This window comes from Ruegeria sp. CDSC052 (assembly GCF_059610685.1).
The window spans coordinates 851034-874616 of record NZ_JBXWOB010000001.1 but is presented as its reverse complement, the minus strand read 5'-3'; the positions used below and the strand labels follow the sequence as shown (position 1 = coordinate 874616).

General features: G+C 56.6%; 27 protein-coding genes. 16 read left to right on the top strand and 11 right to left on the bottom strand.

All coding sequences use genetic code 11. The features are described 5' to 3' along the window. The first annotated feature begins 1 nt into the window (after position 1). The 8 genes from secF to AC2FIM_RS04375 all read left to right on the top strand — a co-directional run bounded on the left by secF (position 2) and on the right by AC2FIM_RS04375 (position 4981). On the top strand, positions 2 to 976 hold the full coding sequence (gene secF / locus AC2FIM_RS04410) for a protein translocase subunit SecF (RefSeq protein ID WP_142633084.1): 975 nt from the start codon (positions 2 to 4) through the stop codon (positions 974 to 976). After that, positions 969 to 1715 (top strand): sulfite exporter TauE/SafE family protein, encoded by a 747-nt coding sequence (locus AC2FIM_RS04405; RefSeq protein ID WP_271947703.1) that lies wholly within the window; start codon positions 969 to 971, stop codon positions 1713 to 1715. The genes secF and AC2FIM_RS04405 overlap by 8 nt, the downstream gene beginning before the upstream one ends. 9 nt (positions 1716 to 1724) lie before the next feature. Next, the gene (locus tag AC2FIM_RS04400) at positions 1725 to 2078 is read left to right on the top strand and encodes an Mth938-like domain-containing protein (protein ID WP_142635082.1); all 354 of its coding nucleotides are present in this window, start codon (positions 1725 to 1727) and stop codon (positions 2076 to 2078) included. A gap of 113 nt (positions 2079 to 2191) precedes the next feature. Next, entirely contained in the window at positions 2192 to 2806 is a 615-nt protein-coding gene (gene ccmA, locus AC2FIM_RS04395; protein WP_142633088.1) for a heme ABC exporter ATP-binding protein CcmA, read from the top strand. Then, positions 2803 to 3459 (top strand): heme exporter protein CcmB, encoded by a 657-nt coding sequence (ccmB, locus tag AC2FIM_RS04390; RefSeq protein WP_142633090.1) that lies wholly within the window; start codon positions 2803 to 2805, stop codon positions 3457 to 3459. The genes ccmA and ccmB overlap by 4 nt, the downstream gene beginning before the upstream one ends. A 61-nt stretch (positions 3460 to 3520) precedes the next feature. Then, entirely contained in the window at positions 3521 to 4294 is a 774-nt protein-coding gene (locus tag AC2FIM_RS04385) for a heme ABC transporter permease (RefSeq protein ID WP_142633092.1), read from the top strand. Further along, positions 4291 to 4449 carry a heme exporter protein CcmD gene (gene ccmD, locus AC2FIM_RS04380; protein ID WP_185956600.1) on the top strand — a complete coding sequence of 53 codons (159 nt, stop codon included), beginning with the start codon at positions 4291 to 4293 and terminating at the stop codon, positions 4447 to 4449. Before AC2FIM_RS04385 ends, ccmD begins: the two co-directional genes overlap by 4 nt. Next, on the top strand, positions 4442 to 4981 hold the full coding sequence (locus AC2FIM_RS04375) for a DsbE family thiol:disulfide interchange protein (RefSeq protein ID WP_142633094.1): 540 nt from the start codon (positions 4442 to 4444) through the stop codon (positions 4979 to 4981). Before ccmD ends, AC2FIM_RS04375 begins: the two co-directional genes overlap by 8 nt. Before the next feature lie 199 nt (positions 4982 to 5180). Here the strand turns inward: AC2FIM_RS04375 and acnA are convergent, their stop codons facing one another. Continuing rightward, positions 5181 to 7871 carry an aconitate hydratase AcnA gene (acnA, locus tag AC2FIM_RS04370; RefSeq protein WP_142633096.1) on the bottom strand — a complete coding sequence of 897 codons (2691 nt, stop codon included), beginning with the start codon at positions 7869 to 7871 and terminating at the stop codon, positions 5181 to 5183. A gap of 227 nt (positions 7872 to 8098) precedes the next feature. On the opposite strand from acnA, the gene AC2FIM_RS04365 reads away from it, so the two are divergent. Further along, positions 8099 to 8800, top strand: a complete 702-nt coding sequence (locus AC2FIM_RS04365; RefSeq protein WP_142633098.1) for a DUF1223 domain-containing protein — start codon at positions 8099 to 8101, stop codon at positions 8798 to 8800. On the opposite strand, the gene AC2FIM_RS04360 is transcribed toward AC2FIM_RS04365, so the two are convergent. From AC2FIM_RS04360 to purB, 4 genes are all read right to left on the bottom strand, one after another. Continuing rightward, positions 8801 to 9724, bottom strand: coding sequence for a lysophospholipid acyltransferase family protein (locus AC2FIM_RS04360; RefSeq protein ID WP_142633100.1), 924 nt, complete (start codon positions 9722 to 9724; stop codon positions 8801 to 8803). 106 nt (positions 9725 to 9830) lie between these two features. Then, complete coding sequence (locus AC2FIM_RS04355) at positions 9831 to 10922, bottom strand: flagellar motor switch protein FliG (RefSeq protein WP_496676179.1); 1092 nt, start codon at positions 10920 to 10922, stop codon at positions 9831 to 9833. A gap of 69 nt (positions 10923 to 10991) precedes the next feature. Continuing rightward, positions 10992 to 11537, bottom strand: a complete 546-nt coding sequence (locus AC2FIM_RS04350; RefSeq protein WP_142633104.1) for a tetratricopeptide repeat protein — start codon at positions 11535 to 11537, stop codon at positions 10992 to 10994. A 182-nt stretch (positions 11538 to 11719) separates the two neighbouring features. Beyond that, positions 11720 to 13024 carry an adenylosuccinate lyase gene (gene purB / locus AC2FIM_RS04345; RefSeq protein WP_271947679.1) on the bottom strand — a complete coding sequence of 435 codons (1305 nt, stop codon included), beginning with the start codon at positions 13022 to 13024 and terminating at the stop codon, positions 11720 to 11722. An 89-nt stretch (positions 13025 to 13113) separates the two neighbouring features. On the opposite strand from purB, the gene AC2FIM_RS04340 reads away from it, so the two are divergent. The 5 genes from AC2FIM_RS04340 (at position 13114) to AC2FIM_RS04320 (ending at position 15571) form a co-directional block, all read left to right on the top strand. Then, positions 13114 to 13446: a hypothetical protein gene (locus AC2FIM_RS04340; RefSeq protein WP_271947677.1), complete on the top strand. Its 333-nt coding sequence runs from the start codon at positions 13114 to 13116 to the stop codon at positions 13444 to 13446. Further along, positions 13443 to 13865 carry a DUF6314 family protein gene (locus AC2FIM_RS04335; protein ID WP_496707912.1) on the top strand — a complete coding sequence of 141 codons (423 nt, stop codon included), beginning with the start codon at positions 13443 to 13445 and terminating at the stop codon, positions 13863 to 13865. Before AC2FIM_RS04340 ends, AC2FIM_RS04335 begins: the two co-directional genes overlap by 4 nt. Before the next feature lie 75 nt (positions 13866 to 13940). After that, positions 13941 to 14528, top strand: a complete 588-nt coding sequence (locus AC2FIM_RS04330; RefSeq protein WP_142633110.1) for a biotin transporter BioY — start codon at positions 13941 to 13943, stop codon at positions 14526 to 14528. A 136-nt stretch (positions 14529 to 14664) separates the two neighbouring features. Continuing rightward, the gene (locus AC2FIM_RS04325) at positions 14665 to 15222 is read left to right on the top strand and encodes a hypothetical protein (protein ID WP_271947673.1); all 558 of its coding nucleotides are present in this window, start codon (positions 14665 to 14667) and stop codon (positions 15220 to 15222) included. A gap of 10 nt (positions 15223 to 15232) precedes the next feature. After that, positions 15233 to 15571 carry a hypothetical protein gene (locus AC2FIM_RS04320; RefSeq protein WP_271947672.1) on the top strand — a complete coding sequence of 113 codons (339 nt, stop codon included), beginning with the start codon at positions 15233 to 15235 and terminating at the stop codon, positions 15569 to 15571. A gap of 6 nt (positions 15572 to 15577) precedes the next feature. Here the strand turns inward: AC2FIM_RS04320 and AC2FIM_RS04315 are convergent, their stop codons facing one another. Beyond that, a complete protein-coding gene (locus tag AC2FIM_RS04315; protein WP_271947669.1) occupies positions 15578 to 16792 on the bottom strand; it encodes a bifunctional alpha/beta hydrolase/OsmC family protein in 1215 nt (404 codons plus the stop codon). 232 nt (positions 16793 to 17024) lie between these two features. Between AC2FIM_RS04315 and AC2FIM_RS04310 the strand changes: the two genes are divergently transcribed. Beyond that, a complete protein-coding gene (locus tag AC2FIM_RS04310; protein WP_271947667.1) occupies positions 17025 to 17207 on the top strand; it encodes a hypothetical protein in 183 nt (60 codons plus the stop codon). A gap of 4 nt (positions 17208 to 17211) precedes the next feature. Here AC2FIM_RS04310 and dddP read toward each other — a convergent pair whose 3' ends face one another. Continuing rightward, the gene (gene dddP / locus AC2FIM_RS04305) at positions 17212 to 18555 is read right to left on the bottom strand and encodes a dimethylsulfonioproprionate lyase DddP (protein WP_496676169.1); all 1344 of its coding nucleotides are present in this window, start codon (positions 18553 to 18555) and stop codon (positions 17212 to 17214) included. 122 nt (positions 18556 to 18677) lie between these two features. On the opposite strand from dddP, the gene AC2FIM_RS04300 reads away from it, so the two are divergent. Continuing rightward, a complete protein-coding gene (locus AC2FIM_RS04300; protein ID WP_271947662.1) occupies positions 18678 to 19421 on the top strand; it encodes a heme-dependent oxidative N-demethylase family protein in 744 nt (247 codons plus the stop codon). Between the two features lie 37 nt (positions 19422 to 19458). Here AC2FIM_RS04300 and AC2FIM_RS04295 read toward each other — a convergent pair whose 3' ends face one another. From AC2FIM_RS04295 to glnA, 4 genes are all read right to left on the bottom strand, one after another. Continuing rightward, on the bottom strand, positions 19459 to 20373 hold the full coding sequence (locus AC2FIM_RS04295; protein WP_246097123.1) for a hypothetical protein: 915 nt from the start codon (positions 20371 to 20373) through the stop codon (positions 19459 to 19461). Positions 20374 to 20570: 197 nt separating this feature from the next. After that, positions 20571 to 21359: a lytic murein transglycosylase gene (locus tag AC2FIM_RS04290; RefSeq protein ID WP_271947660.1), complete on the bottom strand. Its 789-nt coding sequence runs from the start codon at positions 21357 to 21359 to the stop codon at positions 20571 to 20573. Between the two features lie 65 nt (positions 21360 to 21424). Next, positions 21425 to 22069, bottom strand: coding sequence for an MSMEG_1061 family FMN-dependent PPOX-type flavoprotein (locus AC2FIM_RS04285; RefSeq protein ID WP_496676162.1), 645 nt, complete (start codon positions 22067 to 22069; stop codon positions 21425 to 21427). Positions 22070 to 22174: 105 nt separating this feature from the next. Further along, on the bottom strand, positions 22175 to 23581 hold the full coding sequence (gene glnA / locus AC2FIM_RS04280; RefSeq protein WP_142633127.1) for a type I glutamate--ammonia ligase: 1407 nt from the start codon (positions 23579 to 23581) through the stop codon (positions 22175 to 22177). Positions 23582 to 23583 lie beyond the last annotated feature (2 nt).

Genomic DNA, 23583 nt, shown 5'->3' with positions numbered 1-23583 from the left:
CATGAGACTGAAACTCGTACCCCAGAATACCTCGTTCGATTTCTTCAGTCGCTGGAAGATCTGGCTGGGTATCTCGGCCTTGATGATGATTGTCGCGTTTACGTCATTCATGCTGCAGGGCCTGAATTTCGGCATTGATTTCCGTGGAGGGACCACCATTCGGACCCAAAGCGCGCAGGAAATCGATGTCGGCACATATCGTGACGCTATTGCGCCGCTTGGACTTGGCGACGTGACGATCACCGAGATTTTCGATCCGAGCTTCGGGCCAGATCAACATGTCGCGATGATCCGCATTCAGGCGCAGGATGATGCTGAGGCTGTCAATGCGGCCACGATTGAACAAATTGGCGAAGCTCTTGCCGCAGCGGACCCCGGGTTGAAACTGCCCTTCGAAAGCGTCGAATCTGTAGGACCCAAAGTCTCGGGAGAGCTTATCCAGACCGCCGTAATCGCGGTGGTGCTCGCCATTGGGGCGGTGCTTGTCTACATCTGGCTGCGGTTTGAATGGCAGTTTGCGCTGGGGGCTGTCGCTGCGCTGGTGCATGACGTCATCCTGACTATCGGCATCTTTTCCGAACTGCAGATCCGCTTTGATCTGGCGATCATCGCTGCGCTGCTGACCATCGTGGGCTATTCGTTGAATGATACGGTGGTCGTGTTCGACCGGGTGCGCGAGAACTTGCGGAAATACAAGAAAAAGGACCTAAAGGAGGTTCTGAACATTTCGATCAACGAAACGCTCAGCCGAACAGTCATGACCTCTGTCACCACCTTGCTGGCGTTGATTTCGCTCTATGTTCTGGGCGGGGATGTGATCCGCGGGTTTGTCTTTGCTATGATTTGGGGTGTGATCGTAGGTACCTATTCGTCCGTCTTTGTGGCCTCAACCATCCTGTTGTGGCTGGGCGTCAAGCGCGACTGGTCCAAGCCATCAAACACTTCTGGCAACCAGTTTGCCAACATCGATGCCTGAGTATTTTGGCCAGTCCCCCACAGGGCTGGCCATCATAGTTTTTGCTGCCTTTCTTGGCGGTGTAGTGCGCGGCTTTTCCGGATTTGGGACCGCCCTGATATTCCTGCCAATCGCAACCCCATTCCTTGATCCTTTCAAGGCGCTGACCTGCCTGACAATCATGGATATACTGGGCCCGCTGCCCAACCTTCGCCGGGCCTGGCGCGAGGTCGACAGGGGTGATCTGGTCCGTCTGGTGGGAGGGTGCGCACTCGCTCTGCCATTGGGGCTGTGGTTGCTGACCACGGTCGATCCACATGTATTTCGCTATACAGTTAGCCTGTTGGCGTTTCTTATGCTGGCTATTCTGGTGTTCGGTCTGCGCTATCACGGTCATGTCAGTCGCAAAATGGTTTTGGGAATAGGAGGCGCTGGTGGGTTTTTGGGCGGTGTCGCGGGCCTGCCCGGACCGGCCGTTATCTTGTTCTATATGTCTCGACCTCTGCCCGTGGCCGTGATCCGTGCGACGATCCTGTTATACCTGTTCGCCTTTGATTTTCTGCTGCTCGGGTACCTGACTGGCATGGACCGTATCACGCTGCCTGCTGTGATATTGGGTCTGGTTCTGGCGGTCCCCAACCTGGCTGGTAATTGGCTGGGTGGTTGGATGTTCCGGCCCGAGCGGGAAAAGCTGTATCGTGCCGCTGCGTATCTGGCGATAGCGCTTGCAGCCTTGTCGGGCTTACCGCTTTGGGGCTAGATGCCTCCTATGCGTATGAATGAAATCTCTTATGACAATGCGGCCCCTGTTGACGGATATGGTCCTGGGTTTTTCCGCATCGGTGGTCAGGTCTATGACGGGTCGGTACTGACCGGCCCGGCAGGATCAGCGAAATGGGGCGGGTACGACGACAGGGATGGTCTGTTGAAATTGGCGGGTCAGGTCGATGTGCTGTTTATTGGAACCGGCGCTGAGCTGGCCCATATTCCTTCTGATCTGCGCGCCGCCTTGGAAGATTCGGGGATCGGGGTTGAGATCATGAACTCTCCGTCCGCGTGCCGCACATACAATATCCTGTTATCCGAAGGGCGCCGTATTGCGCTGGCGCTGCTACCGGTCTGATCGGATTCTTTTCCTCTGTCCTTGCGCTTAGATGCCACCCAAATACGTTGCTGTCGGTATGCTGCGGCAAATCCCGCCTTTTGCCTCTGACGGCAATAGGATAAGCGGGATTCATGACATTGACCGTGACCGACCTGTCGATCGCCCGAGGGGGCGTTCCTGTGCTGGAAAATCTCAGCTTTTCGCTGGAGCCCGGAAAGGCGCTTATCCTACGCGGGCCGAACGGGATCGGTAAAACAACGCTGCTGCGAACGCTGGCAGGCCTGCAGCCTCCGCTTGAGGGGCAGATCGACGGGGCTGAGGACCGGATCGCCTATGCCTCACATTCCGACGGACTCAAGCCGACTCTGACCGTGGTGGAAAACCTGTCGTTCTGGGCGCAGGTCTTCGGCAGTCACAGCATTCAACCGGCCTTGGACGCGTTTGCTTTGACTGAGCTGTCGGATCGCCATGCCGGCAATCTGTCGGCAGGCCAGAAACGTCGATTGGGGTTGGCGCGGATGTTGGTCACCGAACGACCCATCTGGATGTTGGATGAGCCCACTGTGTCGCTGGATAAGAATGCAGTGCAGATGTTTGCTGACGCGGTGCGCGCGCATCTGGGGCAGGGTGGGTCTGCCTTGATTGCCACCCATATCGACCTTGGTCTGGACGGAGAGGTCCTGGATGTGGGGCCCTACAAGGCTAAACCGAAACCTGTCGATGATCTCGACGGAGGTTTCCTGTGATCGCCCTGCTTTTACGTGATTTGAAACTGGCCTTCCGTGCGGGCGGAGGGTTTGGCCTTGGCCTGGCGTTTTTTCTTATCGTCACCGTGCTGGTGCCTTTTTCAGTTGGCCCGCAATCCGCGTTGTTGTCCACGATTGCACCTGGCGTGCTATGGCTGGGGGCACTTTTGGCCTGCCTTCTGTCACTTGACCGGCTGCTTGCGCTGGATTGGGAGGACGGCTCGCTCGACCTATTGGCGACCGCGCCCCTGCCGTTAGAAGCGGTCATAACGATCAAGTCTTTGGCGCATTGGCTGACCACGGGCTTGCCACTGGTTCTGGCTGCGCCCTTCCTGGGCGTTCTGCTTAATTTGCCTTTGCCCGGCTTTTTCTGGCTTGTCGTCTCACTTTTGATTGGCACGCCCGCGATGAGCGTCATCGGAACCTTTGGTGCCGCTCTTACGGTCGGCTTGAAACGCGGCGGATTGCTGCTGTCGCTTCTTGTGCTGCCTCTTTATGTACCGACATTGATCTTCGGGGCCGAAGTCGCGCGCCGCGGCGCAACCGGAATGGAAACGCAGACACCCTTGTTGATGCTGGCTGGGATCACTGCGGCGACGATTGCCCTGTTACCTTTTGCCAGCGCCGCCGTGTTGCGCATTAACCTACGGTGACACAGTGTAACTTTGACGGATGTCAATTGAGAATGAACCCGACTCGGACTAGATAAGGCCCATGTCTATCGCAGCCAAAGCCAATACCCTCTGGGAATATGCCAATCCGCGCAAGTTTCTTGCCACCAGTGAACGGGTGATGCCGTTCTTCTGGGGCGCGGCTTTGGTTTGCATCGTCATTGGTCTGGTGTGGGGATTTTTCTTCACACCCGATGATTACAAGCAGGGATCGACCGTCAAGATCATTTACCTGCATGTGCCCGCCGCACTGATGGCGATTAACTGCTGGCTTATGATGCTGGCGACCTCTCTGGTTTGGCTGGTTCGCCGTCATCATGTCAGTGCGCTGGCTGCGCGCGCGGCCGCACCTGTGGGCATCGTGATGACATTGATTGCGTTGGCAACCGGGGCGATTTGGGGGCAGCCCATGTGGGGCACCTGGTGGGCCTGGGATCCACGTCTGACCTCATTCCTGATCCTGTTCCTCTTCTATTTGGGCTATGTCGCCTTGTGGGAGGCGATCGAAGACCCTGATACGGCTGCCGATCTGACCTCGATCCTGTGTCTGGTGGGGTCGGTCTTTGCTATCCTCAGCCGTTATGCGGTGAATTTCTGGAATCAGGGGCTGCATCAGGGCGCTTCTGTCCTGCGGGCTGGTGCCGTGACTGGAGCGGATACCGAAGAGAAGGTCAGCAATATCTATTTCTATCCTCTGCTGCTGTGCATTGTCGGGTTCGTGTTGTTGTTCATCGCCTTGGTACTTTACCGCACGGGTACTGAAATTCGCACGCGTCGGACCAAGACTCTGCTGGCGCGGGAAAGGGCAAACGGATGATCCCTGATCTTGGAAAATATGCCGATACGGTGCTCTGGTCCTATGTGGTTTCCATCGGGCTTTTGCTGGCGCTGGTTCTGGTCAGCGTGATGAGGGGCCGCAAGAGCCAGGCTGAACTGGAAAAAGTTGAACAGAGGATAAAGCGCAATGGCTAAGATCTCGCCCCTGATGATTGCGCCTCCGTTGATATTTGGTGCCTTTGCTGTACTTGCTGGTATTGGCATGTTCCGTGATGACCCAAACGCTTTGCCCTCGGCCCGTGAGGGCCAAACCGCGCCACCGGTTGTATTAACAGATTTTGCAGGCAAGCCACAATTTGACGACGCAACGTTGCGCGATGGACAGATCAAGCTTGTGAATTATTGGGCCAGTTGGTGCGCGCCCTGCCGGGTGGAACACCCAAACCTGCAGGCCCTGTCGGATGAAGGCATTCCTGTCTACGGTATCAATTATAAGGACAAGCTGGAAAATGCCGAGGCATTCCTGAACGAACTTGGTGATCCCTATACGGGTATCGGCCGGGATGAACAGGGACGCATGGCGCTGGACTGGGGCGTTTACGGCGTACCGGAAACCTATGTGGTCGATGGCGACGGAACCATTATCCTGCGCTTTGCTGGGCCGATTACCCAGCGCGTCATCGAAGGAACTATTCGGCCCGCTTTGGAAAAGGCTAAGGCCGATTAACGCGGCAGGGTGAGGGAAGAAACACCAGTCTTCTGAATGATCTGGTCACAATCATCCATCTTGGTGCTGTCACCGTCGCCCCTCTGGTTGGGCAGAACCAAGTGGGAGGTCGGTGAAAAAGCCAGGCACAGTATCCTGGCGCAAATGGAACGTAAAAAGGGCGCCCGACCGGGCGCCCTTTTTAGATTGCTCAGAGATCTTAGTCGGTCTTGGCCAGGTTCCGCAGCACGTAATGCAGCACGCCACCGTTTTCGATATATTCGATTTCGGGCGCGGTATCGATGCGGCACTTAAGGGTTATGGTTTTCTCAGAACCGTCACCGTAGGTGATGGTGCAGGGCACCTCTTGCAGCGGCTGGATCGTATCCAGACCGTGGATCGAGACGGTTTCATCACCCTTCAAGCCCAGCGTCTTGCGCGAGTCGCCACCGGTGAATTCGAACGGTACAACGCCCATGCCAACCAGGTTCGAGCGGTGGATACGCTCAAAACTTTCGGCGATTACCGCTTTGACACCCAGCAGAGCCGTGCCTTTGGCCGCCCAGTCGCGCGACGATCCGGCGCCGTATTGCTCGCCACCGAATACAACCAGCGGCGTGCCCTGTTCCTGATAGGCCATCGACGCGTCATAGATTGAAGTCTGCTCTCCATCGGGGCCTTTTGTATAGCCGCCTTCAACCGCGTCCAGCATCTCGTTCTTGATGCGGATATTGGCAAAGGTGCCGCGCATCATGACCTCGTGGTTGCCACGGCGCGACCCGTAAGAGTTGAACTCGCGCGGTTGCACCTGACGGTCGGTCAGATACTTGCCAGCCGGTGTTGTCGTGGCAAACGAGCCTGCAGGCGAGATGTGGTCAGTGGTGACCATATCGCCCAGAATGGCCAGAACCTTGGCGTCTTCGATGTTCGAAATTGTGCCCGGCTCGGTCCCCATGCCCTGGAAGTAGGGCGGGTTCTGGATATAGGTCGAGGTCGGTGGCCAGTCATAGGTTTCGGCATCGGTGGTATCGACCGCTTGCCATTTCTCGTCGCCTTTGAAGACGTCTGCATATTTCGACAGGAACGCCTCACGGGTGACCGTCTGTTCGACCAATTCCGCCACTTCTTGCTGGGTTGGCCAGATGTCTTTCATGAAGACATCATTGCCGTCCTTGTCCTGACCGATCGGTTCTGAGGTCAGGTCGATATCCATCGTACCGGCCAGCGCATAGACCACGACCAGCGGCGGTGAGGCCAGGTAGTTGGCGCGAACATCCGGACTGATACGGCCTTCGAAGTTGCGGTTACCCGACAAGACCGACGTGGCTACCAAATCGCCCTCGGCAATCGCCTCAGAGAGCTCTTTCTGGATTGGACCCGAGTTGCCGATACAGGTGGTGCAGCCGTAGCCGACAAGGTTGAAGCCGATCTTGTCCAGATCTTCCTGCAGGCCAGCGGCCTCAAGATAAGCAGAAACAACCTGCGATCCCGGTGCGAGCGAAGTTTTGACCCAAGGCTGACGGTTCAGACCCAAGGCTGCGGCTTTGCGGGCCACAAGACCAGCGCCGATCATGACATACGGGTTCGAGGTGTTGGTGCAGGAGGTGATCGAGGCGATCACAACCTTGCCCGATTCCAGGGTATAGTCTTCGCCTTTGACGGCGACTTCCTTACCCATGGGTCGCTTGAACGTCTCGGCCATTTCCCTGGTGAACGCCGCCTTGGCACCGGTCAGAGCAACATAATCCTGGGGGCGCTTTGGGCCCGAGATCGCGGGAACGATGGTGCGCATGTCCAGCGACAGGGTGTCGGTGTAGATCGGTGCGTAATCTGCGTCGCGCCAGAAGCCGTTTTCCTTGGCATAGGCTTCGACCAGCGCGATGCGGTCTTCGTCACGGCCGGTATTGCGCAGATAGCGCAGCGTCTCGCCGTCAATCGGGAAGAAACCACATGTCGCGCCATATTCCGGGGCCATGTTGGCGATGGTTGCCCGGTCGGCCAGCGGCAGACGGTCCAGACCTTCGCCGAAAAATTCGACGAATTTGCCCACAACACCCTTTGCGCGCAGCATTTCGACGACCTTCAGAACCAGATCGGTTCCGGTCGTACCTTCAACCAGATCTCCGGTCAGCTCAAAGCCGACAACCTCGGGGATCAGCATCGAGATCGGCTGACCCAGCATAGCGGCTTCGGCCTCGATCCCGCCGACGCCCCAGCCCAGAACGGCCATGCCGTTGACCATGGTGGTGTGGCTGTCGGTGCCGACCAGCGTGTCGGGATAGGCAACCTCGTTGCCATCCTGATCCGTGTCGGTCCAAACGGTCTGCGCCAGATATTCCAGGTTCACCTGGTGACAGATCCCGGTTCCGGGGGGCACAACGCGGAAGTTGTTGAAGGCGCCCTGACCCCATTTCAGGAACTGATACCGTTCCATGTTGCGTTCGTATTCGCGGTCAACGTTCATCTGGAACGCGCGCGGGTTGCCGAATTCGTCAATCATGACCGAGTGGTCGATGACCAGATCAACGGGGTTCAACGGGTTGATCTTCTGCGCGTCACCGCCCAGAGCCTTGATACCATCGCGCATGGCGGCCAGATCGACCACCGCCGGAACGCCGGTGAAATCCTGCATCAACACGCGGGCAGGGCGATAGGCGATCTCGCGGGGGTTCTTGCCACCTTTGGCGCCCCATTCGGCAAACGCCTTGATGTCGTCGACCGAGACGGAAAATCCGTCATCTTCGAACCGCAACATGTTTTCCAACACCACCTTCAGGGCGGCGGGCAGTTTCGAGAAATCACCCAGGCCGGCCTCTTGCGCGGCGGGGATCGAGTAATACGAGATGGACTTGCCATTCACGCTCAGGCTGCGGCGTGTCTTGGCGGTATCCTGTCCGACTTTGATGGGCATCTGTGGCCTCCCTCTCAAATGACGTGGAATATGGGATTCGCTGAGGGCTATCTGCATCACCCAAGCGCGCGGTTCAAGGTCCAACAGACCAGGTGCGGCAATTTTTGTATACCATTGCACACATTTTTGCGAAAACCTTGTGTCACCGGTCTCAAGAAACCTTGATTGGTGCTTGATCAGCGTTCCGTCTAAACCAGTAATGCACCCCATGAAACCCGAGAGCAAACATGTTCAAATCTGCAACCGCAACCGCGTTGGCGTCCCTGTTCCTGGCTACTTCGGCCATTGCAGAAAGCGGACCCGTAGTGGTGGAGCTGTTCACCTCGCAAGGATGTTCGTCCTGCCCCCCGGCTGACCGGATCATGCACGATCTGGCCAATCGGGATGACGTCATCGGGTTGGCGCTGCATGTGGATTATTGGGACTATATCGGATGGGAGGATGAATATGCCGACCCCACCCATACTGAGCGTCAGCGCAGCTATGCCGGAAATTCCGGGCGTACGGTGATCTATACGCCTCAGATGGTAGTGAATGGTCAGCAGGATATTGTAGGGGCAGATACGGCAAAGCTGGATTACCTGATAGGCGACCATTCCAAGGCCGCTCCGCTGGCGTCGGTTTCGGCCTCGCGTACAGGAGATAACGTAACTGTCGACGTTTCCTCGATCAGTTTGCCACCGGATCAGGTCTATGACATCCGGGTGGTGCAATACACGCCGATGCGCCATGCCTCGATCCGGCGCGGAGAGTTGGCCGGACAAGAACTGGATTATGCCAATGTGGTCGAGGCCTGGACAGTAGCCGGGCAATGGGACGGGACAGCGCCTAAGACCTATAAGGTATCTTTGACGTCAGATTTGCCGGCCGTTGTGTTGGTGCAAGGGGTTGGCCATGGGCCGATTATTGCGGCAGCACGCGTTCGCTGATCAGGGCATGTCTTTGGCTTGGACGCCTAGCCCGTTCCAGGTTTTCCAGCGACGATGAATCCAGAACCACTGACCCATATGCTGTCGGACAACCGCCTCGAGGTCATCATTGGTGAACTGGGTCATCGTCTTTGGATCCGTATGTGGGACCGGTTCGTGCAGGATGATTTCGAAATCAACCCCATTGGGCTGACGCACCGCATAGCACGGAATCAGGACGGCTTTGTATTTCATTGCCAGTTCAGCATTCAAAACCGACGTCACGGCCGGTTTGCCGAAAAAAGTCAGCTCTTCCCCGCCATGTGCGTGCAGGTCTGACACAATAGCGATGATCCCGCCTTTTTTGAGTGTCCGCACCATTTCGACCATCCCGCGACGGCCTTGTTCGAACATCGGGGCGCCGGTTTTGTAGAACGCATCGACATACATGTCGTTGAAGTAGGGGTTCGCCATTCGACGGTAGAGGCAGCCAATAGGCTGACCGCTGCGTTCTTGAAGGGCGATACGCGCGGCCAGGTAATGGCCGAAATGCGCAGTGATCATCATCACAGGTCGCCCCTCCGCCAAGGCGGAATCAAAGGCGGCAAGACCCGTACCCGTGACTTTGGCAAAGCGTTGGCGTTCTGTGAAATCCTCGGGCGAGAAGTGCTCCATGATCGCGCGCCCGGCGTTGTCAGGAACGGCCTTGCAGATGCGTTTCACTTCGGATTCAGTCAGGTCCGGGCAGGTGAGTTTCAGATTGCTGCGTACTCTTTTCGAGAACCCGACCAACGGTGCAAGGTTTCTCGCTATGGCGCCCATTGTGGCAATGCGTGTCTCATAGGGCAGCAACCGTAACGCTTTGATAACGCCTTTCAGGAACATGCCGGATACATAGTATTTGCCAAGCTCGGACCTGCTTAGTTCAGACTTTTCAACGGGCATCAGAAGGTCTCGGCGTCTGTTGTGAATTGCCGGGTCAGACATACAAGCCGATCGCGGTAACCACAAGCTTTCTGCTCGGCCAGAGATTTAGGCGCGCTTACTCTCTTTATTCGTCACCGTCATCATCCCGGAGCGTGATGGTTCCCTCATCGACAAGTGTCCGGATGGCGCCAATGATCTGGGTCATCGCCTCCTCGGCATCGGGTTGTTTGATTTTTCCGACCTCATCCATTTCTTCGCGCAGGTTTTCGGCCATACGCGACGACATGTTGGACAACAGGTAGTCAACCGATGCCCTGTCTCCTTCCGTTTCTGCACCGGCGAGCGCTGTAACCAGGACGGGTTGTTCCACACCGCGTAGAATGGCCGGTACATCACGGGGCAGAATGCGGGACGGGATATGGGCGAAGGTGAAAATGGATTGGCGAACTATGGTGGCAAAATCGGCGTCCTCTTCTTCTAATGCACTCAGCAGGCCGTCCCGGGTCGAAGCAGCGGACTGATTCAGTATCGCGCCAACGCGGGCACCCGGTCCGTCGGCAAACGCTGTGGCCGGGCGCTGATCCATCTGAGCCGCCAGCGACCACCCGATCCGCTCGACGGACTCTGGGCTGACATTTGCAGTTTTCGAAACCGCATAGGTAATACGCCGAGCAACTGGGCCGGGAAGGTGCCCTAGCAGTTGCGCAGCTTTGGCGGTTTCAAGTTTCGATAGCATCACGGCCGCAATCTCGGTGCTTTCGGCCTGCGCCATTTCGGCCAGATCTTCTGTAGGGATCTCTCGCAATCGCTGCCAAGGATCGCCGATCTGGCGTATGCCGGCCACTTTACGCAAACGCGCCGCAGTGGCCGGGGCGATTTTGCCGTTCACCACATCCAAAGCGCCCGCCAGACCATGTGGAAAGGACAGGCCAACACTGTCCAGCGCATCTGCAAATTCACCGGCAACTGCGTCCAAGGTAACCCGGTCGACAAGGCCCATTTTGCCCAGTTGGTGGGTTAGCTTTTCCTGTAAATCGTCGGGGAGCTCTTCCAGCGGAATGTCCGCCCCATCATTCAGCAAGAGACGCACAACCACCGCCGCCTTTTGTCGGCTGCTGAGGCTGCGGGCCACCAAGCGAAGGTCGTCATCGTTTTCTTTGGCCAGCTGGGCAGAAGCCCCCGGGGCCACCTGTACCAATGTATTTGTGTTCTGCATCTGCCTGCGGTGCCAAAGTTCCTGTTCCACAGGCAGATTACAGAGAGTCGGGTAAAGAAAAGCTGAAGTTTAGTAGTTGTAGGTCAGTCCGGTGCGGATCGCCTCGCGCAGGGAAACTTCTGCCCAGGTTCCTTCGCCGCCACGTGCTTTGATTTCACGCCACTGCGCAATCGCCAGATCAGTTTTGCCCTCGGCGACAAAGCCTTGCGCCATATAGGAACGTGCCAGAATATTGTCGGGATTTGCGTTAATTGCACCTTCATAGAACAGGTTCGCCAGTTCCAGCTTGCCCATCTTCCGATAGGTAAAGCCCCAATAGGTCATGACGCGATCGTCATTCTGGTCCATCACGCGCAGCACGCCTTGGGCGTTTTTGAACTGCCCGTCATAGGCCAGTTCACGCACGGCGTGGTACAGTTGATCCTGAGTGAAATTGGTGTTGCTGGGCTTTACGCATTTGCCCGCGGCCTCATCATAGACCCGTCCGAACAGACATTTCTTGGTGGTGTTTGTTGTTTTTGGCGGCGTCGATCCCCCGCCGCCACCTGCGGCATGAACCATGGGGGCAAATGTAAGGGCCTGAATTGCAATAACCGAAGCTAGGATGAGGCGCATAATTGGTCTCCGTTCGTAGGGCTGCTCAGAATAAGCATAGCGCGTTCTATACAAAAGCTAACAACTGATCGCGCGAATTTATTCACAAGTTAGAAAGCGGGAATGATCCTGCCGTGATCAAGCAAAGAAAAACCCGCACAAAGATTTTGAGCGGGTCAGTATTGCAGAGTCTTTACGAAATTTTACTCGCCAAACACCCGGGCAAAGATCGTATCGACATGTTTGGTGTGATAGCCGAGGTCGAATTTCTCTTCGATCTCCTCCTTGCTCAACGCGGCGGTCACGTCAGTATCCGCCAGAAGTTCTTCTTTGAAGTCTGTGCGGTGTTCCCAGACCTTCAACGCGTTGCGTTGAACCATGGCATAAGCCTCTTCACGGCTGACCCCTGCCTGCGTCAGCGCCAGCAGAACCCGCTGGCTCATCACTAGACCGGGGAACTTGTTCATGTTCTCCATCATGTTCTCGGGGAAGATCAGCATTTTGTCGATCACGCCCGTCAGTCGAGCCAGAGCAAAATCCAGTGTGATCGTGGCGTCCGGCCCAATCATGCGTTCCACCGAGGAGTGTGAGATGTCGCGTTCGTGCCAGAGCGCCACATTCTCCATCGCCGGGATCACCGCCGCGCGCACCATGCGCGCCAGCCCGGTCAGGTTCTCGGTTAGTACAGGGTTCTTCTTGTGCGGCATCGCCGAAGACCCTTTCTGCCCCATCGAGAAGAACTCGGCCCCCTCAAGAACCTCGGTCCGCTGCATGTGACGGATTTCAATGGCAACGTTTTCGATGCTGCTGGCGATCACGCCCAACGTGGCAAAGAACGCGGCATGGCGGTCGCGGGGGATGACCTGCGTGCTGATCGGTTCGGGCACCAGTCCCAGCTTGTCGCAGACATGCTCTTCGACCTGAGGGTCGATATTGGCAAAGGTGCCGACCGCGCCGCTGATCGCACCTGTTGCAATCTCGGCCCGTGCGTCGCGCATGCGGGACAGGTTGCGATCCATCTCGGCATAGAAGCGCGCGAATGTCAGGCCCATTGTGGTGGGCTCGGCGTGGATGCCGTGGCTGCGGCCGATGCGGACAGTGTCCTTATGTTCGATCGCGCGGCGTTTCAGAGCGGCCAGCAAACTTTCGAGGTCGGCGATCAGGATGTCGGCAGCGCGGGTCAGTTGAACGTTGAAACAGGTATCCAGCACGTCCGAGCTGGTCATGCCCTGATGCACGAAACGCGCCTCATCACTTCCGACATGCTCGGCCAAGTGGGTCAGAAAAGCGATGACATCGTGTTTGGTGACGGCCTCAATCTCATCAATGCGGGCCACATCGAATTCCACATTCTTGGCCTTCCACACGGCCTCGGCGTTTTCACGCGGGATCACGCCCAGATCGGCCATGGCGTCACAGGCATGGGCCTCGATCTCGTACCAGATGCGGAACTTCGTCTCGGGCGACCAGATGGCGACCATGTCGGGGCGGGAATAACGTGGAATCATTGGCAGCGGCACCTTTTTATGATTTGGCAGAGGTCGTTGCGGCGCGGTTTAAACCCAGCCGCCCTACGGAACAAGGCGCGAGTGCGGTGATGAGACGGTTTGCCCTGATTTTGTCCCTTTGGCCTGGTGTTGCGGCAGCGACAGAGTTCTGCCCGCTGACGGGTGATGAAATTGCCGAAGCCTTGTCGGGCAAAAAACTAACTTATGGCGACGGCATCTGGCAAACATTCGACCAAAGCGGGGTGACCCATTATTTTTCGGGTCGTCCCAGCACCGGAAAGTGGGCCGTGCAGGGCGATCAGTATTGCTCGGTTTGGCCGCCTTCGGGTATCTGGGCGTGTTATGATGTTCTGCAAAGCGGTGTCATCATTCGATTTATTGACGACGCAGGCGAGATCACAGACGGGTATTATCCCGAATGACCTTTCCAAACGAACTGACCGACTTCGAAGGGGACTGGAGCCTGTCACGCACCATTCGGGATGCGTGGGCCGGGCAGGTGGTTTTGGCCGATGGCTCTGCGCGATTCACCAGGTCCAAAGACGGTCTGATCTATGACGAGACGGTAACTCTGCGCATTCCGGGCCAGCCCGAGATGATGGGAACGCGCCGATACCTGTGGCACGACAAGGGCGAAAGCGTTGCGGTGCATTTTGATGACGGGCGTTATTTCCACGTTCTCAAGCTGGGCCAGGCGCAGGCTGCGGATCACCATAATTGCCCGCCGGACAGCTATGACGCAGTCTATGATTTCTCGGGCTGGCCCTGCTGGAGGGTCCGTTGGACCGTGTCCGGCCCCCGGAAATCATACGAAATGAATACGGAATACATGCTGCGGTAGCGTAATCATCTTGCAGATGCGGCGCTGACAGGGCATTCCTGTTGCAGAATCTCGGTCCGTTTAGGGAGAAACAACATGAATGCGAACGTATTGGCCAATGCATTTGGCCCACGTGAAGGGACGGCGCTGCGCGTCAAACAGGTGGTTTTGGTTGCTTTGGGCATCGTTGCCTTGGCAGTCGCCGCCAAGATTAAAGTGCCGATGTGGCCAGTTCCAATCACCATGGGTACATTTGCGGTTCTGACCATCGGCACCGCCTATGGCGCACGGCTGGGTCTGGTAACCATGATGGGCTATCTGCTGATCGGCGCGCTGGGCTTTGACGTATTCGCGGGCTCTTCGGCTGAAAAATTCGGCCTTACTTACATGATGGGTGGCACAGGCGGCTACCTAGTCGGATATGTGCTGGCAACCCTGATGCTGGGTACGCTGGCCGCGCGCGGCTGGGACCGTTCGGTCGTGAAAATGGCGCTGGCGCTGGTACTGGCCAACGTTCTGATCTATGTCCCCGGCCTGCTGTGGCTGGGCCAGCTCTATGGCTGGGACCAGCCGATCCTGGCATGGGGCCTGACACCATTCCTGGTGGGTGATGCGATCAAGCTCGCGCTGGCCGCGCTGCTGATCCCCGGCCTGTGGAAGCTGGTGGGCGACGCCCGCACCTAAACCACAGTCAACCTGGTTGACATGAACCGCGCCCGGAGCGATCCCGGCGCGGTTTTTTGTTGCGCCAACAAGAGGCTGGACAAAACCGGTCGACACAGTTCAAGCTGTAGCAATAGAAACAACAGGTTATTCAGATATGCCTAATCTATTGAGGGCTGTAACCCTTTCCTGCGCGGTTGTTTGCGCCGGGGCAGGGAGTGCAAAAGCCGAAACACCGATCACCTATACTGATGAAGGGCGCGCCTTGTTCAGCTTTGCGGTACCAGATTTTTGGTCGGTTCGTACTGGCGGCCCGCGTGAGGTCGATGACACCGAGCTGAACGATCCCCGCGCGGTTGCCCGAGTCATGGGGATCAAACCGGTAACGGATGACAACGTATGGATTGGATTTGTCTCGCCATCTGGTGTGTCATCCATCGACGGTGGCCTGCGATACCTTCAGGATATCGACAAGTTTCTAGTCAAAGATCCGATCGTTTCGGAAACAGTCGCAACCCAGATCGGAGGTCTGCCAGCGCGGGTTATCCGCGGTACCGGCACCCGTGATCGGCGGGGGATAAATTTTACGGCCACAGTGATTGACTTGCCGCGTGATCGCGTGGCTGTCGCAGTGGCCGTATTAAGAGACGGCGCCGATCCTGGCTATGTGGACGACCTGAATGCCGTATTCGCGTCATTCCGGTCGCTTCAGTGAGGAGGTTTGGATGACTCGAAAGCTGATGAAACGGTCGATCGCCGCGCTGGTATTCGGTTTGACCAGTATCACCTTGTCTGCCTGCGACGGCGTGACGGTTGGTGTGGGATACGGATATGATCCGTTCTATGACTCGATGCTTTGGAACGACTACTATCACGACGTTGATGTGGACATTGATGTAAATCGTCCACCGCAGGGTAAGCCTCCGGTCAAACCCAAACCTCCGGTCACCAAGCCCCCGGCGCGCCCACGCCCCCCTGTCGCCAAGCCCCCCGCACGTCCACCGGTTGCCCGGCCACCAGTTGCCCGGCCGCCTATTCACCGCCCGTCACCGCGGCGGCGCTGATGCGGATCAGGACAGCAATTCCGTCGTGATTTTCGCTGTTCCTTCAAGTGTCCTGTGAACAGGGCACTTGTCGGCGATTTCAAGCAGACGTGCGCGCTGATCCTGATCCAAGGGGCCCTCGAGCCGGATTTTGCGGCGGAACAGATCGACCTTGTTGTCAGTGATCAGACCCGCATCCTGTGCGTGGACCTTGTTATGGCAAACATCGACAGTGATGCCTGTTAGTGGCCAGCCCTTGCGCCGCGCATACATCCGGATTGTCATCGAAGTACAGGCTCCCAGACCCGATGACACAAAGCCATAGGGCGACATACCGCGGTCGGTGCCTCCATATGAGGCCGGTTCGTCCGCAACAGCATGATGCTTGGGGCCGGACTGAATGTCTTGCTGGAATCCGTTGGGATCGGCCTCTGTCACCCGCACTACGCCTTCGGGCGCACCCGGTGGTGGGGCAGGCGGGCGCAGCACCACATAGCGCGTAACCCAAGCCGCTATTACATCTGCAGCATATTCCGCATCTGCCGCGCGTGTAATCAGGTGATCAGCGTCGTCCAGCGTCACAAAGCTTTTGGGATGTTTGGCTGCCAGAAAGATCGCGCTTGCATTGTCAATACTAACCGTTTCGTCGCGTGGCGCATGAAGTATCAGCAGCGCGGCCTTCAGATCCGCAATCGCAGGGGTTAGCGCGGATTGGGCGATATCTTCGACGAACGCTTTGCCAATACGGAACGGGCGACCACCCAAAGTGACCTCGGCCGATCCCTTTTGTTGGATTTCCGACAGTGCGGCGTCGAAATGGTGCGAGACATGCCCTGGATCGGCAGGCGCGCCCAGCGTAACAACGGCCTTAACACTCGAAATACCAGCTCGGGCGCGCAGAACCGCTGCCCCTCCGAGAGAATGCCCGATCAGCAGAGACGGGGACATGTTCCGTCCAGCCAGATACCGTGAGGCGGCGATCAGATCCTCAACATTCGAGGTGAAAGTGGTGTTTGCAAATTCGCCGTCTGAATGACCCAAGCCTGTGAAATCAAACCGCAATACCGCGATACCCATTGCTGCCAGACGGGCTGCGATCCTGCGCGCGGCCGGGATATCTTTTGAACAGGTAAAGCAATGGGCAAACAATGCCGTAGCAAGGACAGGCCCGTCCGGCAGGTCGAGGCGTGCAGCCAGTTGGTGGCCGTCGTGACCGGCAAAGGTGATGCGTTCGGTGGGCATGGCAATTCCTTACGTCATGAGGTGCCTCAATATTGTGGCCGCCAGCGAGGGGTCTCAACCCCTATGTAAGAAGCGTCACGGGAAGGTGAGACTGGGTCAGGTGCAGGCGGAGTTCTGGTGCGATTGGTTGAATCAACTTTTGTGATGCGTTCCCAATCAAACATTCACTTTAATAAAGCGAACGCCACCCTCATCTTGAGCCTGTCGAACACAACCAGCCACGGAGGCAACAATGGTACATCTCACTTCTCAGCCACATGGCACAAATCTTCGAGTAGATTTACTGATCGCTATCGCCGTAACTGCGGTCGTCAGTTTTGCCGCGGGTCAGAACTGGACACAGCCGACATCTTTTGCCAGCGCGGAAATCGAGGACTGGCATGGGAACGTCAAACGGTCAAACTGGCCGAACTGAGGGGTCAGGCCAGCCCCATAAGCTGTGGGTCAAAGGGATAGGTGGAAAGGTTTTCATACCCATCCTCAGTGATCAGAACCTGATCTTCGAGTTTGATTGAGAAATCTCCACCTATCTCGCCAACCGCAGCTTCGACGCATAGAACCATGCCCGGTTCCAGCGGATAATCATAAGCGCCGGCGACGGCCTTGTCCGGATAGGCGACCAGAGGCCACTCGTCACACAGGCCAACGCCGTGCATCAGGCAGCCGTATTTCTGGTCCTGAAACTTGCTATCCAACCTATGGCTGTTGGCGGTCAGTTCAGGGATCATAACGCCGGGTTTCAGCATCTCCATATTTGTCATGATATGCTCATGCGCGTGCTGCATGGCATAGACCATATCCGGGCGGGGTTTCTCGTCCCCGATCCACCAAGTGCGCGAGATATCGATGCAGATGCCGTAAGACCCGATCAAATCGGTATCGAAGGCGATGATTTCATTCTTTTGCGTGATCCGGGGACCACATTCCTGAAACCACGGGTTGGTGCGTTGGCCTGAGGCCAGCAGGCGGGTTTCGATCCATTCCCCGCCGCGCCGGATGTTTTCGGCATGCAGAATGGCCCAGATGTCGTCTTCCGAGGTTCTTCCGTCTCCGACATTGGCGCGGGCGAATGCCTCCATCTCGGCGACCGAGGTCTCGCAGGCGTGATTGGCACAACGCATCGCCAGAATTTCGTCCGGGCCTTTCACGGCGCGGGACTTTTCAGTGACTTCCTCGCCTTCCATGATCTCGAACCCCTGGGCCTCAAGGGCGCGCAAACCGTGCAGCATGATCTTGTCCACGGCCAGCCGCTTGTTGCCGCCGCCATGCGCATCAATCAGCGCCCGCACTTCGTTCGAGAGCACATCCGCCGCAACATCGACCTTGTCGCCGCGATCGAAATAGAACAGGTCGGCGCCCGAACGTTGTTCCTTCACTAACAGGTTGAATTTGCTTAGAAAAGGTGAGTTTTTATAATCCCAGATCACCATATACCCGTCGGCACATAACAGCACCGCGCGGAAGGGGTTATGCGTGTTCCAGAGCTGCATGTTGGTGCTGTCTGTGGCGTATCGAATGTTCAGAGGATCAAACATCAACAAGCCACCATAGCCACGATCAACGATGGCCTTGGTCAGACGTTTCCACCTAAACTCACGCATCCTCTCAAGGTTCGGCAAGGACAGCCCGGCGGCTTCCCATTCGGCGAAGGCCAGCTGTGTGGGGCCGATCTCGATCCGGTCCAAATCATTGGGCGTGCCGTCCCCAAGCGCTGTGCCTTTGGTGGGGTCGATCTTGCGGATATCTCTATGGTGACGGTTCATAGTAGCCCTCCCTGCCTGTTTATCGAGCGTGAAGAAGCATTCTTTCAGCGTCTTGATAATTTGCGACCGCCATCCGTCGCTTTTTGACCGACAAGTCGAAGTGCCGATGTTAGGTCGGGTTCATGACGACCATTTTGCAGACCTCTACACCCTATGATCCTTTGAAACCCCGCCCGCTGCCGGGTATTCAGCCCGCCAGTATGGAAACTTGGTTGCATCAGGACGAAGCATTCGCGGCCCAGATGCAGTATCGGGAAGCGTTGCTGAAAGAGCGTCGCGCCGATGTTCTTGCGCTGGCGCCCGAAGCCGAACCAGCCGCACAAGAAGTCTTGGACCTGGTGTTGCAATATGCGTATCCCGGATGCTCAGACCTCGTCACGAGAGCCGATGGGCAGAAGGTCCAGATTGATCGGCAGGCCCCAATGGAAACCCTTTGCAGACTGGTGCAGGAGGATATCTGTATCTTGCAAAAACAAGGGGACGAACATGTTTTGACTGGCGCGGTTTTGTGTTTTCCAGCCAGTTGGCGACTGTCAGAAAAATTCATGCGTCCCCTGATCGACATCCATGTACCGGTCAACAGCTACGACGAAAGCATCGCGCGCCGTGTCCAGCGGTTGTTTGATGGAATTCAGCCCGATAAGCCGCTCTGGCGGTTTAATGCGCTGTGGTATGAGGATGCCGATCTGCATCAGCCTCGAAGCGCTACAGAACCGCGCCAGGTCAGTTCACCCGGAGCCGCACGCTATTTACGCAGCGAGAGGCAAACATTGTTGCGGCTGCCGAAAACGCGGGCTGTAGTTTTTTCGATCCACACCTATGTTCTTGAGGCTGGAAGCCTGCGCCAAAAAGAAAACCCCACCTGACGGCGGGGCTTCCTAGGAGGGTCTTATTGGAATTGGTCTACATGCCTAAAGCAGTAGCCACACCCGCAAAGGCACCGCTGGTGCTGAGCGCTGATATTGCAACCGAATAGGCAAGTACCTGAGTATTCAGGCGGAAATCTTCACCTCGGATCAGGTTGACGGCAGCCATCGAGGCTGCGATCGGGACCGACACGCTGGCCACGGCACCCGTAAGTCCCCAACTGGTAAGTCGCAGGATATCATTGGGTTTCTCGTGGTCGAGGGGGGGAGTGTCGGTCCGATCATCCGGTTTCTGCTCGATCGGTTCTGTCCGAAAAGCAATGCTAAGCAACTGCTCGTCTGACAGCTGGATTGGCCGCGCATGTGAGGTCTGCGTTTTGTTTCTTGGCTCATCCAGATCTTCTGTCTCCGTTAATTCAAGACCTGCAAACGGCCCGGAAACGGATTCGAAAATTTGTTTTCTGTCCCGCTGTTTAACGGGCGCCAGAGTGTCAAAAGCACTCATGAATTGTTCCATGGTCAGGACTGTATTCGGAGACAGCCATTCCACGCGCTGAGTCGCACAGATATCAACCATGCGATACAGGATCACAACAAGCATAAGCTCCGAGATCTCGCTGTCGTCCAGCAAGGCGGAAACAGGGGTAATTGTGACCGTCAACCGGTTTTCGGGCAGGGTCACCCGGGGTTTCGAGACGGTTCTCAAACCGGCCGCACGGTCCCGCCGTTCAAACCGGTCTTCTGTTTCAGCCAGTTGGGTATCCAGCGTAAGGCGCACGAGGTACTGACTTGAGACGATGCTCGCCTCGGTCGTGTTCAAGATCGTTTTGCGCTCAACAAGATGGCCGTAATCTTCCAGGGTTGCCGCCACGATGGCACCAAACCGCTCGATCGCGCCATTGGTCTTGCCTGTGAACTGCAGGCCGCCGTGATAGCTGTGCTTCGGAGTCACTGCGCATTCCTTTGTGCATTCCGTCAGATGACTCAAATTATCAACAGATAAGGGAAAGAATTGGGCGGAAATGGAAAAAAATGAGAAATCGGCAAGATTGATTACGCATTGGAAACCTAGGCATTTTAAGGGCTATTTAGCGTCTGTGGCGACAATGTGTCTGAATTGCGGTCGCCCTACATGACAGACCGACACAATCATCCGTCGATTCGAGCAGCCATGATTGCGATGGATTCTTGGTACACCGTCGCGGCATTCCACTGTTGAATGACCGCAAAATTCGGTTGGCCCGGTTGATATCCGCGTCCGGGCTTCCAGCCCTTTTTACGCAGGAAATTAGCGGTCGAGGCCAGCGCATCGGTCATGTTGTAGAAATCGACCTGACCGTCACCAGTGGCATCAACACCGTATTCCAAGGCATTGCCTGGCAGAAACTGTGTATGTCCCAGTTCACCGTGTTTGGCACCAACGGTGTTGGTCGTAATGCTGCCTTGATCAACCAGTTTCAGTGCTCCAATGGCGTGAGGGACAAAGAACTCGGATCGGCGACAATCGTAAGCCAAAGTAGTTATTGCTGACACAACCTGACTGTCGCCCATGAAATTCCCAAATCCTGTTTCCATTCCGTGGATAGCGATCAGGATGCCTGCTGGTACCCCATACTGACGCTCAAGCGTCGCATAGAACTGGGGGTTTCTGGCTTTGCGTTTGCGGCCTTGTGCAACGATGGTATCCGCGCCGCGGATCTGCATGAATTTATCCAGCGAATACCTAAAGCTCTTTTGGTTTCGGTCCGCGGCAATGGTTCTGGTGGCGTATTGGCTTTGGCTCAGCGCTTGCAGACCTTTCTTTTTCACACCAGCGCGCCGGGCCTGTTTGGCGAAATCCTGTTTCCAAGCCTCAAATCCGTTCCCGGTGTTGCCGCAGGGGGCCGCCGCCGCAAAACCCGGGAGAGAAAATGCCAGAATAAGAGCAAACCGAAACATCGTGTAATCCGATCCAATGAAATGACATAAGCAGCCTAGGCAGGTAAGCCGCGCCCGAAAAGGGGTTAATACAAGTCGAGTTCCCCGGTGCCCTTCAAGCTTTCGAACCACTCATCCGGCGTTTTGTCGATTTTAGCATGCTTGACCATCATAGCATTCATATTGGGGAGATCAGACGAATCCGGCCAGTTTTCAGGGTTCCACAGATCCGAGCGTATGACGCATTTGGGGCAATGTGCGAAAGCGGTCTCGACATGAATCAGAAGGGCCAGCTTAGGGGCGTGATCCTTCACCGCCAGACTGTTCAGCAGATCGGGGTCAGTACATATGCGTGCGGTTCCCCGGATGCGCAAAGTCTCCATCTTGCCGGGCACAAAGAAGATCACGCTGACGCGCGGGTCCAGGAGAATATTGTGAAACGTATCGGTCCGCTTGTTTCCGGGTCGGTCGGGAATGGCGATCAGATTATCCGAGACCACCCGGACAAACCCTTCGGGATCCCCCCGAGGAGAGATATCCAGATAGCCGCCGGGGTTGGCAGAGGCGATCAAGCAGAAGGTCGACTTGGCGATAAAGTCACGGCATATGCCGTCCAGCGCGGTCTGTTCCTTGGCGATGATCTGGGGAAGGGGCGCGCCAGTGATGCGTTCCAGCTCCTCTGTCGACGTGATGAAATCCGAAAATGGGGCGAATGCGGTTTCGGCTGACATGCGATCTCTCCTAACCGGGGTAACGGCAACTGTGAAAGATCGTGCCAAACGAAACAAGGGGCGCCCGGTGGACGCCCCTTTAGAATTTTCGACGAAAATTCTGGATCAGCAGCTGTAATACATGCCGTACTCAACCGGGTGCGGCGTGTGTTCGTAGGTTTCGACTTCGTCCATCTTCAGCGCGATGTAGCCGTCGATCTGGTCTTTGGTGAACACGTCGCCCTGCAGCAGGAAGTCGTGATCCGATGCCAGAGCTTCCAGAGCCTCACGCAGCGAGCCGCAAACGGTCGGGATGTCGGCCAGTTCTTCGGCAGGCAGATCGTAGAGGTTCTTGTCCATGGCTTCGCCCGGATCGATCTTGTTCTTGATGCCGTCCAGACCGGCCATCAGCAGAGCGGCAAACGCCAGATAGGGGTTCGCTGCCGGATCGGGGAAGCGGGCCTCGACGCGCTTGGCTTTCGGGCTTTCAGTCCACGGAATACGGACACAACCCGAACGGTTACGAGCCGAGTAAGCACGCAGGACGGGGGCTTCAAATCCGGGGATCAGACGCTTGTAGCTGTTGGTCGCCGGGTTGGTGAAGGCATTCAGTGTCTTGGCGTGCTTCAGGATACCACCGATGAAGAACAGTGCCTCGTCCGACAGATCAGCATACTTGTCGCCAGCAAACAGAGGCTTGCCGTCCTTCCAGATCGACATGTTCACATGCATGCCGGTACCGTTGTCGCCTGCGATTGGCTTCGGCATGAAGGTCGCCGATTTGCCGTATGCATGCGCCACGTTGTGGATGATGTATTTGAACTTCTGCAGCTCATCTGCCTGTTTGGTCAGGCTGTCAAAGATCAGGCCAAGCTCGTGCTGGCACGACGCAACCTCGTGGTGATGCTTGTCGACCTTCATGCCCAGACGCTTCATGGTCGACAGCATTTCCGAACGCAGATCCTGGGCTTCGTCGATCGGGTTGACCGGGAAGTAACCGCCCTTAACCCCCGGGCGGTGGCCCATGTTGCCCATTTCGTATTCGGTGTCGGTGTTCCAGGATGCATCAGTTGCATCAACTTCGTAAGATACTTTGTTGATGCTGTTCGAAAAACGCACATCGTCGAACAGGAAGAATTCTGCTTCGGGGCCCATATAGGCCACGTCGCCGATACCGGTTGCTTTCAAGTAGGCTTCGGCTTTCTGGGCGGTGCCGCGCGGGTCACGCTCATAAGCTTCACCGGTGTCGGGCTCGACAACTGAGCAATGCACGCAGATGGTTTTCTCTGCGTAGAACGGATCGACATAGGCGCTGTTGGTATCGACCATCAGTTTCATGTCCGAGGCTTCGATGGACTTCCAGCCAGCGATGGAAGAGCCATCGAACATGAAGCCTTCTTCGAGGAAGTCTTCATCTACCTGATCGGCCACCAGGGTGACGTGCTGCAGTTTGCCGCGCGGGTCAGTGAAGCGGACGTCGACATATTCGGCGCCTTCGTCCTTGATTAGCTGAAGAACTGCGTCCTTGCTCATTC

Bases quoted from the DNA above. Each gene is read 5' to 3' on its own strand.
- AC2FIM_RS04325 (WP_271947673.1), top strand. From the start codon at position 14,665: ATGCCTAATCTATTGAGGGCTGTAACCCTTTCCTGCGCGGTTGTTTGC.
- AC2FIM_RS04350 (WP_142633104.1), bottom strand. From the start codon at position 11,537: ATGCGCCTCATCCTAGCTTCGGTTATTGCAATTCAGGCCCTTACATTT.
- secF (WP_142633084.1), top strand. From the start codon at position 2: ATGAGACTGAAACTCGTACCCCAGAATACCTCGTTCGATTTCTTCAGT.
- AC2FIM_RS04375 (WP_142633094.1), top strand. From the start codon at position 4,442: ATGGCTAAGATCTCGCCCCTGATGATTGCGCCTCCGTTGATATTTGGT.
- AC2FIM_RS04290 (WP_271947660.1), bottom strand. From the start codon at position 21,359: ATGTTTCGGTTTGCTCTTATTCTGGCATTTTCTCTCCCGGGTTTTGCG.
- AC2FIM_RS04300 (WP_271947662.1), top strand. From the start codon at position 18,678: ATGACGACCATTTTGCAGACCTCTACACCCTATGATCCTTTGAAACCC.
- AC2FIM_RS04340 (WP_271947677.1), top strand. From the start codon at position 13,114: ATGAGACGGTTTGCCCTGATTTTGTCCCTTTGGCCTGGTGTTGCGGCA.
- AC2FIM_RS04310 (WP_271947667.1), top strand. From the start codon at position 17,025: ATGGTACATCTCACTTCTCAGCCACATGGCACAAATCTTCGAGTAGAT.
- AC2FIM_RS04285 (WP_496676162.1), bottom strand. From the start codon at position 22,069: ATGTCAGCCGAAACCGCATTCGCCCCATTTTCGGATTTCATCACGTCG.
- AC2FIM_RS04355 (WP_496676179.1), bottom strand. From the start codon at position 10,922: ATGCAGAACACAAATACATTGGTACAGGTGGCCCCGGGGGCTTCTGCC.
- purB (WP_271947679.1), bottom strand. From the start codon at position 13,024: ATGATTCCACGTTATTCCCGCCCCGACATGGTCGCCATCTGGTCGCCC.
- AC2FIM_RS04400 (WP_142635082.1), top strand. From the start codon at position 1,725: ATGCGTATGAATGAAATCTCTTATGACAATGCGGCCCCTGTTGACGGA.
- AC2FIM_RS04360 (WP_142633100.1), bottom strand. From the start codon at position 9,724: ATGCCCGTTGAAAAGTCTGAACTAAGCAGGTCCGAGCTTGGCAAATAC.
- AC2FIM_RS04330 (WP_142633110.1), top strand. From the start codon at position 13,941: ATGAATGCGAACGTATTGGCCAATGCATTTGGCCCACGTGAAGGGACG.
- AC2FIM_RS04335 (WP_496707912.1), top strand. From the start codon at position 13,443: ATGACCTTTCCAAACGAACTGACCGACTTCGAAGGGGACTGGAGCCTG.
- glnA (WP_142633127.1), bottom strand. From the start codon at position 23,581: ATGAGCAAGGACGCAGTTCTTCAGCTAATCAAGGACGAAGGCGCCGAA.
- AC2FIM_RS04315 (WP_271947669.1), bottom strand. From the start codon at position 16,792: ATGCCCACCGAACGCATCACCTTTGCCGGTCACGACGGCCACCAACTG.
- AC2FIM_RS04320 (WP_271947672.1), top strand. From the start codon at position 15,233: ATGACTCGAAAGCTGATGAAACGGTCGATCGCCGCGCTGGTATTCGGT.
- acnA (WP_142633096.1), bottom strand. From the start codon at position 7,871: ATGCCCATCAAAGTCGGACAGGATACCGCCAAGACACGCCGCAGCCTG.
- ccmA (WP_142633088.1), top strand. From the start codon at position 2,192: ATGACATTGACCGTGACCGACCTGTCGATCGCCCGAGGGGGCGTTCCT.
- AC2FIM_RS04385 (WP_142633092.1), top strand. From the start codon at position 3,521: ATGTCTATCGCAGCCAAAGCCAATACCCTCTGGGAATATGCCAATCCG.
- AC2FIM_RS04405 (WP_271947703.1), top strand. From the start codon at position 969: ATGCCTGAGTATTTTGGCCAGTCCCCCACAGGGCTGGCCATCATAGTT.
- AC2FIM_RS04365 (WP_142633098.1), top strand. From the start codon at position 8,099: ATGTTCAAATCTGCAACCGCAACCGCGTTGGCGTCCCTGTTCCTGGCT.
- ccmD (WP_185956600.1), top strand. From the start codon at position 4,291: ATGATCCCTGATCTTGGAAAATATGCCGATACGGTGCTCTGGTCCTAT.
- dddP (WP_496676169.1), bottom strand. From the start codon at position 18,555: ATGAACCGTCACCATAGAGATATCCGCAAGATCGACCCCACCAAAGGC.